Source organism: Bartonella sp. AP7XZML, assembly GCF_042195745.1.
In the GTDB taxonomy this organism is placed as follows: domain Bacteria; phylum Pseudomonadota; class Alphaproteobacteria; order Rhizobiales; family Rhizobiaceae; genus Bartonella.
The window spans coordinates 1-8,237 of the sequence record NZ_JBHIOT010000049.1 but is presented as its reverse complement, the minus strand read 5'-3'; the positions used below and the strand labels follow the sequence as shown (position 1 = coordinate 8,237).

10 protein-coding genes and 1 pseudogene are annotated in these 8,237 nt (G+C 41.7%); 3 read left to right on the top strand and 8 right to left on the bottom strand.

Annotated elements, in window-relative coordinates; genetic code table 11:
- Positions 1-222 (bottom strand): annotated as a pseudogene (locus tag ACFILT_RS03630) (hypothetical protein); the annotation flags it as partial.
- Positions 223-287: 65 nt separating this feature from the next.
- Between ACFILT_RS03630 and ACFILT_RS03625 the strand changes: the two are divergent.
- Both ACFILT_RS03625 and ACFILT_RS03620 read left to right on the top strand, forming a co-directional pair.
- Complete coding sequence (locus ACFILT_RS03625; protein ID WP_017196508.1) at positions 288-599, top strand: type II toxin-antitoxin system RelE/ParE family toxin; 312 nt, start codon at positions 288-290, stop codon at positions 597-599.
- A complete protein-coding gene (locus tag ACFILT_RS03620; RefSeq protein ID WP_273788712.1) occupies positions 580-861 on the top strand; it encodes an addiction module antidote protein in 282 nt (93 codons plus the stop codon). Before ACFILT_RS03625 ends, ACFILT_RS03620 begins: the two co-directional genes overlap by 20 nt.
- Positions 862-895: 34 nt before the next feature.
- Here ACFILT_RS03620 and ACFILT_RS03615 read toward each other — a convergent pair whose 3' ends face one another.
- The 6 genes from ACFILT_RS03615 to ACFILT_RS03590 form a co-directional block, all read right to left on the bottom strand.
- Entirely contained in the window at positions 896-1,276 is a 381-nt protein-coding gene (locus ACFILT_RS03615) for a hypothetical protein (RefSeq protein WP_375607487.1), read from the bottom strand.
- Between the two features lie 23 nt (positions 1,277-1,299).
- The gene (locus ACFILT_RS03610) at positions 1,300-2,424 is read right to left on the bottom strand and encodes a N4-gp56 family major capsid protein (RefSeq protein WP_375679336.1); all 1,125 of its coding nucleotides are present in this window, start codon (positions 2,422-2,424) and stop codon (positions 1,300-1,302) included.
- A gap of 91 nt (positions 2,425-2,515) precedes the next feature.
- Positions 2,516-3,403 (bottom strand): hypothetical protein, encoded by an 888-nt coding sequence (locus ACFILT_RS03605; protein ID WP_375679337.1) that lies wholly within the window; start codon positions 3,401-3,403, stop codon positions 2,516-2,518.
- Positions 3,404-3,416: 13 nt separating this feature from the next.
- Positions 3,417-5,435 (bottom strand): portal protein, encoded by a 2,019-nt coding sequence (locus ACFILT_RS03600; protein WP_375679596.1) that lies wholly within the window; start codon positions 5,433-5,435, stop codon positions 3,417-3,419.
- A complete protein-coding gene (locus tag ACFILT_RS03595; protein ID WP_375679339.1) occupies positions 5,420-6,748 on the bottom strand; it encodes a PBSX family phage terminase large subunit in 1,329 nt (442 codons plus the stop codon). Before ACFILT_RS03595 ends, ACFILT_RS03600 begins: the two co-directional genes overlap by 16 nt.
- Positions 6,729-7,064: a hypothetical protein gene (locus ACFILT_RS03590; protein WP_375637144.1), complete on the bottom strand. Its 336-nt coding sequence runs from the start codon at positions 7,062-7,064 to the stop codon at positions 6,729-6,731. The genes ACFILT_RS03595 and ACFILT_RS03590 overlap by 20 nt, the downstream gene beginning before the upstream one ends.
- A gap of 212 nt (positions 7,065-7,276) precedes the next feature.
- Between ACFILT_RS03590 and ACFILT_RS03585 the strand changes: the two genes are divergently transcribed.
- Entirely contained in the window at positions 7,277-7,825 is a 549-nt protein-coding gene (locus tag ACFILT_RS03585) for a hypothetical protein (protein WP_375637143.1), read from the top strand.
- Here ACFILT_RS03585 and ACFILT_RS03580 read toward each other — a convergent pair.
- The coding region (locus ACFILT_RS03580; protein WP_375679595.1) for a hypothetical protein at positions 7,809-8,237 on the bottom strand (429 nt) is incomplete at its 5' end. The two genes, ACFILT_RS03585 and ACFILT_RS03580, sit on opposite strands and share 17 nt — an antisense overlap.

Here is an 8,237-nt window from a genome sequence, read left to right as displayed (position 1 = left end):
CACCACATCACGGCTTTCGTTAAAGTAAAAGGTCTCCCGTTCACAAAAACGAATGGCTGCAAAAATGCTTTCTTGGATTTGTTGAACATACTCATCGGCTATGTCATCAATCTCATCTTGAATAACCGACACTAAGTGCGAAAGTGTTCTCTTATGACGATAAACATCTCGCTTTACTGGTATCGGTCCTCCGGTCTTAACCCGAATATAATGACGTGTCATCAAAATACCTCTCAGTAAAAATTATTACTATTGATATTATATATATTGTGTAGTATAGTGCACTGATGGTAGCGATAATAAAAACAACAGATGAATTCGATAACTGGTTAGAAAAACTTAAAGACAGAAAAGCTGCTAATATAATTCTTGCAAGGCTTCATAGAATTCGTTCAGGGCTTTTGGGTGATGCAAAGTTTTTTAATGGTATAGGTGAATTACGTATCCACTATGGTGCTGGTTACCGAATTTATTTTACAAAAAAAGGCGATAAAATCATTATATTGCTTTGTGGTGGTGACAAATCCACACAATCCAGTGATATTCAAAAAGCCTTATCTCTTTTAGAGGATCTTAAAAATGAAATTGAAAACCTTTAACTTTGAAAAACACCTCACAACACCAGAATCTCAAGAAGTCTTTTTAAATGAAGCCTTTAAAACTGGTGATGCCTCTCATATAGCGGATGCCCTTGGTATTGTTGCTAGAGCACAAAATATGAGTGCCTTAGCAAAAGAAACCAATCGCGAACGCAGTGGATTATACCGCTCTTTAAGCAAAACAGGTGATCCTAAACTTTCTACCTTAGTCGCTGTCTTATCTGCCCTTAATTTACAACTCTCTGTACAATCTGCTCCATAAATCGTGAGGGGAATTAAGCCTTCCCCTATACCTCTCAACGATTGGTCACGAATTGCACGACCACAACACACTCACCAGCCGCGGTTGTTTTATCCCGTGTTGCATAAAGCGTAAGCTCTTGATCTTCTGGAACAAACTCTTTTTGGTTGGTTGATGTAAAATCTTGAGTGCTTTGGGTTTTGATATCCTTTTCACTAAACTCATTACCACCATAGGTGCTGCCTATCTTTAATTTCGCATCCGAAAACGCTGTCTTCACAAACGCTTTAATCGAAAGGATCATTGCACCACGCGGTAAAGTCCCGATTTTGCGCGTCAAATGCTTATCTTTATGCGAGATATTCAAGCGAAAAAAACTCACTTGTTGCGTAACCAAATTTCTCCCTTGTAGGGGCTGTGGTAATCCTTCTGCCATGTTTTATTTCCTTTCTTTGAAAATTAAGAAGGCTTTTCGCCTGTGCAAGTTGAAACAACAACGGTTCCGAAATCTTGCGCATGTTGTCCTCTTCCAGGCATTTGGAAACGTGTTTTCTTCATGCCTATGATTGTCTTAGCTGCAACACCATATACTCGTTGATAATCATCAAGCTCTTCAACCAACTTATAGCGCATGTCTTGATTTTCTGCTCCAAAGGCAAGCATCACACTTTGTGCACCCAGTAATACAGCACGTCGGACATTTTCTTCAACACTACCATCGGATTTAACACCATGGGTTACATGTTCGGATTCTCGTAAAATCACACCATTATACATGCCTAAAGAGCCATCAAAAATCGGGTTCTTCGCGCGCGAACCTGAATAAACTGCCTTTTGTATATCAAGCCACTGACCAGTATCGGTATTGGTACGCAATTGCATAACTTGTATGGGATGAAGATACATGACGTAAACATTCGAACCACCAACACGTACTGGTCTGATTTTGGGGTTAGCCAACTTTGCAACTTTAACAGCTTCATCTATGAGCTTCAAACTAAAGCTATGTTTGGCTAACTCTTTAACATCTTCATCCTTAGTTTTACCATCTGGTCGCACAATGCGCTTACTGCTTGGTGTCAATGGTGCATTAAAACCATAATACAATTCATCAAGTTCAACTTCACGTCCTTCAAACTTTATTGTAGGCGCTGTATATCCGCAAACTTGAAGAAAAAACATCAAACTCAAACGGTCTGCAAACCAATCAACCAATGCCTTATGTGCTTCGTCGCGTAAACTAAACAAAATACGTTGTTGATCAATCGTACCTTTATTTTTTGTTGAAACAGCGTTATTAAGTTCATTGATATATAATTTATCATGGAGAAATTGGAGCGCTTCTTCATTGCCTTTAAGCGTTTCACCCTCGCTTACACCACGCCCCATAATCTGTGCTCGTAAGCTAAACGTAACACAATCTCCGCCTTCTTTCCTAAGTTCATTTTTGACTTGAATGATACTATTGGAGCCTTCTCCCATTAACGGTTCAATATCAAGCGCTTTAGACGCTTCATAATTTAATCTCTTTGACCAAGCTTTCACCGCTTGAGCATCATTAATAGGTATACGTGTTATTGCCATTGATTTTACCTTTCTTTGCTATAAAAAAACCGGCTTAAAGCCGGCAAAAACCCGCATTAAAAGCGGATTACGTTATGCACCTAGACTATAATCAGCCATCGCGCCCCATTAACTTATCAAAAATGATTTGATTCTTAGGATTGCTATACCATTCTCCAAATTCTTTATCAGACATATTTCCAATAGATTCTAAAGTCATAGGACCCGTCACGCCCCCTCCTCCAGATGCTGTTAAGGTTCTCGCAGAATTCTGACGGCTTTGAAGTGCTGCAACTTGATTATTCGCTTGCACTGCTTGGTTCTGATAGCCAAGGTTTTGCGCTATTCTATAAATTTCTTCTGCCGGATTGAGATCTCTTTGTGCACAAGTCGCTACAATCGTACGCAATTCATTCCTTATGATCTCAGAAATTGTGTTTGGATCTGCATACTCAGGATAAAGTGACGACCAAGAACTCAATTCCTTCGCACGCTTCTCATAAAGAAAATTTGCCGCGTCACCAAAATCACTGGATTTATTTTGAAACGACTTAACAGAATTGTTGAAAAACTGACCAAGACGTATATCATGCTGCTGCTGTTCCTCAGCTTGTCTTAGCGCTTCTTTCTGTTCCCTAATATACGCATCCTGCTCTCGAATCTTTTTTCCCATCCAACTCATATAGCCAATAATGTCTTGTGTAGGGTCTGGGGGTGCATTTTCACCTTCAACCATTGGCGTCTGGGACTGGGGTTCATAAAGCTTGACAAGCGCTTCACGAGCTTGTTTGGCTTGTTGCTCCATACGCTGCTGTTCTATACTAGGAACAATCTCTGAAGGCTTTTCAACGGGCTGTGCAACCGGCTCTGGAGACGTAATGTCATCATTATCAATCGTTTCACCATCATAAGTGCCGGCATCAAAAGAGCTCTCATCATCAAAGACCGGTGCTCCAACTCTGTAATCTTCATTCATAGCTTCGTTCATTTCTGCATTCATTCTCTAACCTCTCTCAAATGCTTCTTCCTCTGTATGTTGCCGCTCTTTCACGCATGATTTGATTTTGCGCTCGTTCATTAAGAATACGCTCCCGTTCAAGCTCATGCTTCTGTTGCATCAATTCAGCTTCCAATTCTGCTCTCTTTTGACGCATAACCAATTCAATCTGCTTGCCTTGTAAATCCATCTGTTGCATCTGACTTTTAGCCGCAATATCTTGCTGCTTTTCCTGCAACTTCATTTCTTGTTCCGGATTCATTTGCTGTTGTTGGGCTTGTTGTGCCATTTGCTGCTGTTGCATCTTCTCACTCACACGATTAAGCAATGACGCAGGCAATGGAGAATAACGAAGTAGATCAAGCATAATATCCGGCGTAATCGCATTTTGAAGCAATGGGAGCAGCTGTGTGATGATACCAAAGGTGCGCTCTTTCTCATTCGGGCTGGTTGGAGCATCATCGACAACAATGTCATACTCGACACTCGTTACTTCTTCACGCGTCAATGGAATATATTGCGCATTCTCTTCACCAGATATCCGTACCAAACGACCATCGGACAAGTAATTCTGTATCAAGTGCAAAATAATCTTACCCTGCCGCTTGCGGTACAAACGTAAACCATCAAACAGACAAGCAAGCAGATTTAAACTGGATTGGCGTCGTTGTGCCTCCAAAATACCCGCTTGTGTCACTTCCCTTGTACCAATGAATTCGGGTGATAAACCCGTCACCTGATTAATTGCTTCCTTAGCTTCATTAAACAGTTGGAAAAAGCCTTGTGGAAACTGTGCTACAGGCTTTGGTTGTATTTTACCACCTGCCAATGCGTTAGGTTTAACCCATGTAATACTGTCTGATCGGCTTAAACTTTTTGCTGCTTCTCTCTCATCCTTAAATGCACCACTCTCTGCCATTATCCCGCCTTTGGATTGGCTATTAAGGATATACATCACTTGACTAAAGTACTTATTCGCCCACCGTTGTGGGTCTTTTGTAGGACGCACAACCCCATAAAATTGCCGTTCTATCTTGTCAAAATACCCCGTTATACACTCCCAACCCAATTGACCCGCTGGAACCAAAGGTTGATCAGGGGATTCAAGCAATTTCCTCCCTAAAAAAGCACGCCTTACAACCTTTTTATTAAAAGCCGCCCCTTGAATATTAGGCATCATACATTGAAGCTGTTTAAATTCTTCCTCGCTATAATCACGAAATTCTCCAGTGCTTAAATCGGGCGCTTTGTAATATCGCTCGCTTTCAAACCAACGGCATTCAACAAGTGTAACCATCCGACGACCGTTTTCAACATCAATGCCCTTCGCATCATTATAAGCTTCAAGATCATTATGATGAATGCCCTCATAAGCAACCCCATCACGCGCCCAATCCGCACTCAGCTCTGTCCAATGAGATTTTGGAAACATCTGCTTGGCTACTTCCAAGGGCTTGCGGTCTACATACCACATGCGTTGTGCATCGGTTAAATTCGGTTGCACTGCCGCACTATCCCAGACCATTTTCAGTGGGTCTAAACGCGTAATTACCGGTTCACCATCAAGACTGTTTTCATAATCAAGGCGGGTATCAGTCCACCCCATGCCGCAGATAACCGCATCTTGGAAAGCATCACTATCAGCGTATTCTGCATGCGCCATGTCCCGAAACCATTCTGCCGCACCGGTAAGCAATTCACTAGGCAATGCCTTCCCTACTTGACGGGGAATAAACTGCACTTCTCGTTTATTGTTACGCTCTGAACCCACAACGGCATTAACCAATGGTGCAATACGATTAAACGTCATAACGGGGCGGCGTTGCTCTTTTAACGCCGCTAAATCAGCCTCATTCCACTGATCACCATTGTAAAATCGAAAATCCTCTCTTGCATGTTCGCGCCATTTATTCACATGCTCCACATCTTCTTTGTACCAGCTGACAAGCTTGCGAAATAAGCCTTCTGTCGACAAATCTGATGCGTTACTTTCTTTCTCTAAATGCTCTTCATCATACATCATTCTGCCATCCATGACGTGCTTTCATAAGTTTCTCTACCGCTATAAGCTGGTCGCTTTTGTATCGTCGGAGGTTCTTCATAAGCCACGCACATCAATCCAAAGGCATCTGCTCCATGACTGGACCAATCATGCTCTGCTCCCAAGCCAATATTGCGCTTCTCATCCCATTTCTCATGATACCAATTCAGTGCTTTACGACCCGCTACGGTTGTCTCTTCGTTAAACCATACTGAAGGTAAAATACGTCGCACCGCCTCTATTCGCATCTTAACAGCACCTGCCCCTTGATTAGGAATGACTTGCGTTTCAAAACCCGCATCATTTAAAGCACTCTCAAAACTCACATTGTGTACACGGTCTCTTGTTGCACCATCATGGGGGAGAACCATCAATGCCTTCTCATAGCCATTCTGACGTAACCAACCGATATGTTCCGATAAAGGCTGCCCCTGTGCTTCGTAATAATTAAGCACTCTAATTTCTCGCCCCACAAACTGTGCTATCCATATCGCCGTGGCATCTGCCTTGGCGCCTGTCCCCCCAATGTCCCAAAAAGCACGTATTTGCATTAAAGGGTCACGAGCAACACGCCCTATCCGCCCCTCCTGCTCGGCTGCCAACATCTCTTTCTGATAATAAGCGCCTTGAACCGCTGTAAGATAAGCCCCTTCCCAGATATGCTTATAGGTCTCTGGACGGTTTCTCAGATCATCAAGCCGCGCTTCATTCAAGATCTTGGGAAACTTCGGATTGTCTGACCAATTGATCTCTACACGCTTAATGGCTTCATTGTCTGAAAAGCGAAACCGCTTCTCAACGGGGGCATTCTCTCGCAACGGGTTCCATGTCACCCATAACTCTGCTCGCCACCCCTCGCCCTCTTCACGCAAAGTCGGTATAAGCGTCTGCCAAGCCGTCTCTGTAACGGGCTCTGCCTCATCAACCCAACAAAGCAAAATACGCCCCATCGATTTAATGCTCGCAATATTACGGTCCAGACCAGAAAACTGAAAGGCTACGCGACCATCTATCGACTTAATCGAAGATTCCCCAACCTTGTAATAGTCCTTTAAAAAGTCGTGCGCTTCAATGGCGCGCTTAATCTCCTCCAATGAACTTTCTGCCAAAGAATTCTGAAACTGACGTGCACAAAGAATGGTCCCCGATATCCCCTGCATACCAAATTGATAGCCTTTTAAAGCAGCCATCAAGGCAAATGATCTTGTCTTCCCAGACCCTCGTCCACCCCAAGCCGCTCGTACCAAAGCGTCTCCTGTAAAAATCGGTATAAGTTTTGGTACAATCTTAATCTGTCTTGTCGTCATTCATTGTTAAAGGAGCAATTTCTACACGCGTTATGATCTTAATGGCTCCCCCATCTTCACCTGTTACCTGTAAAGGCAACACCTTACCAAGCAACGCTAAATAAGCAGCGGGGCATTCCATAGCCTGCTTTTCCAAATAAGAGATCAAACCATCCTTGCCAATTTTATTCCCAGCATTCTCAGCAGCCTTAACCACTGCTTCTTTTAAAATGCGCGTCATCTTATTCGGAACGCCTTTGACACGCCCTTGACCTGCCTTTGGGGGTATACGCTTTTTAATGGGTTGTGGAGCCTGCTGTGTATTTTCTGATGTCATAAAATACGCCCTCCAGATAATAAAAAACCCCGCAAATGCGGGGATTCCAAACTGCACTGCCTCTCGTCTAGACACAATACGACAAGTGCCGTATTTGTCATTAAATACGATTTGCTACACTTTGTCAACACTAAAATAACACATATTGATAATTTCAAAGTGAATCAGTTAAACAGATAAAGTGCACATTAAGGTAGACATATAAGGTAGAAATGATGTTTATAAAAAAATCTTTATTTAGAAGCGTATTAATTATCGCACTTTTTACAACGTGTTTTATATCCACTTCAAATGGATATGCTAATTCTGAAGAATCTTCTTCATTTTTTAATAAGTTATTCTGTTCAAAAGTAACCACAGAATTAAAAACCGAACTTCATAATCACCTAATTCATGGAAACGAATGGTGGGAAAAAAGATTCAAAGAAATTAGAATGATAGAAGAAGTATATTTCTTGCATAACATGTCGACTTTATCAAAAGAACGTTTTGAACAACATGTAAATATGATAAGAGAATGGCATGATATACTGTGGGAAAGAAACAATAGTTTTAGCGATTTAACCGGCAGTATGCTACAAAAAATAAGTGCAATAGAGGATCTAAATAAAGCAAAACAATCTAAGAACCATATGGAGGAATCAGAAATTCTGAAAGCCCTTCCTATAATTGAAAAGCGGATAATTGAAAATAAAAGAAAACTTCATAAACTAGATTATGAAAGTGAAGCGTTATATAAGTTTATCATTCACTTTTATTGATAGTTACATAATTTTGCGAAAAATACTTTTGAAGCGCATTAAGAGCAACCTTTAGCGAACTCACAAGATGTAGTAATTCTTGATCTTCTATAACGAGGTACTGTAGCGCAGCGTGAAGATTGTACTGTCTATAAAGGCATTGTGCTTCTTTTAATGTCTCTTGTACGGCTTGATAGTGATTTGTTGCTTTTTGAACCCATTGTTCAAAGCTATCTGGATCTGAATTTGTAGACACATCATCATAAATTGCATTAGGCAAGCCTTTTGCGCAAAGGTAATTATTCCTTATCTGTAGATATTGCTGGGCGGCGTCGTATTGCTCTTGAGTAAGCACGCCTTGTAAACAAAGCCGCCCGATATAGGTACCAGAAAGTGGATTTTTTGCCTCCTGTAGCGTTAAACCGAAGCGCTT

What these genes read in the sequence shown, in the direction of transcription:
- ACFILT_RS03625 (WP_017196508.1), top strand. Translation starts at nt 288, where the DNA reads ATGGTAGCGATAATAAAAACAACAGATGAATTCGATAACTGGTTAGAA.
- ACFILT_RS03620 (WP_273788712.1), top strand. Translation starts at nt 580, where the DNA reads ATGAAATTGAAAACCTTTAACTTTGAAAAACACCTCACAACACCAGAA.
- ACFILT_RS03615 (WP_375607487.1), bottom strand. Translation starts at nt 1,276, where the DNA reads ATGGCAGAAGGATTACCACAGCCCCTACAAGGGAGAAATTTGGTTACG.
- ACFILT_RS03610 (WP_375679336.1), bottom strand. Translation starts at nt 2,424, where the DNA reads ATGGCAATAACACGTATACCTATTAATGATGCTCAAGCGGTGAAAGCT.
- ACFILT_RS03605 (WP_375679337.1), bottom strand. Translation starts at nt 3,403, where the DNA reads ATGAATGCAGAAATGAACGAAGCTATGAATGAAGATTACAGAGTTGGA.
- ACFILT_RS03600 (WP_375679596.1), bottom strand. Translation starts at nt 5,435, where the DNA reads ATGGATGGCAGAATGATGTATGATGAAGAGCATTTAGAGAAAGAAAGT.
- ACFILT_RS03595 (WP_375679339.1), bottom strand. Translation starts at nt 6,748, where the DNA reads ATGACGACAAGACAGATTAAGATTGTACCAAAACTTATACCGATTTTT.
- ACFILT_RS03590 (WP_375637144.1), bottom strand. Translation starts at nt 7,064, where the DNA reads ATGACATCAGAAAATACACAGCAGGCTCCACAACCCATTAAAAAGCGT.
- ACFILT_RS03585 (WP_375637143.1), top strand. Translation starts at nt 7,277, where the DNA reads ATGATGTTTATAAAAAAATCTTTATTTAGAAGCGTATTAATTATCGCA.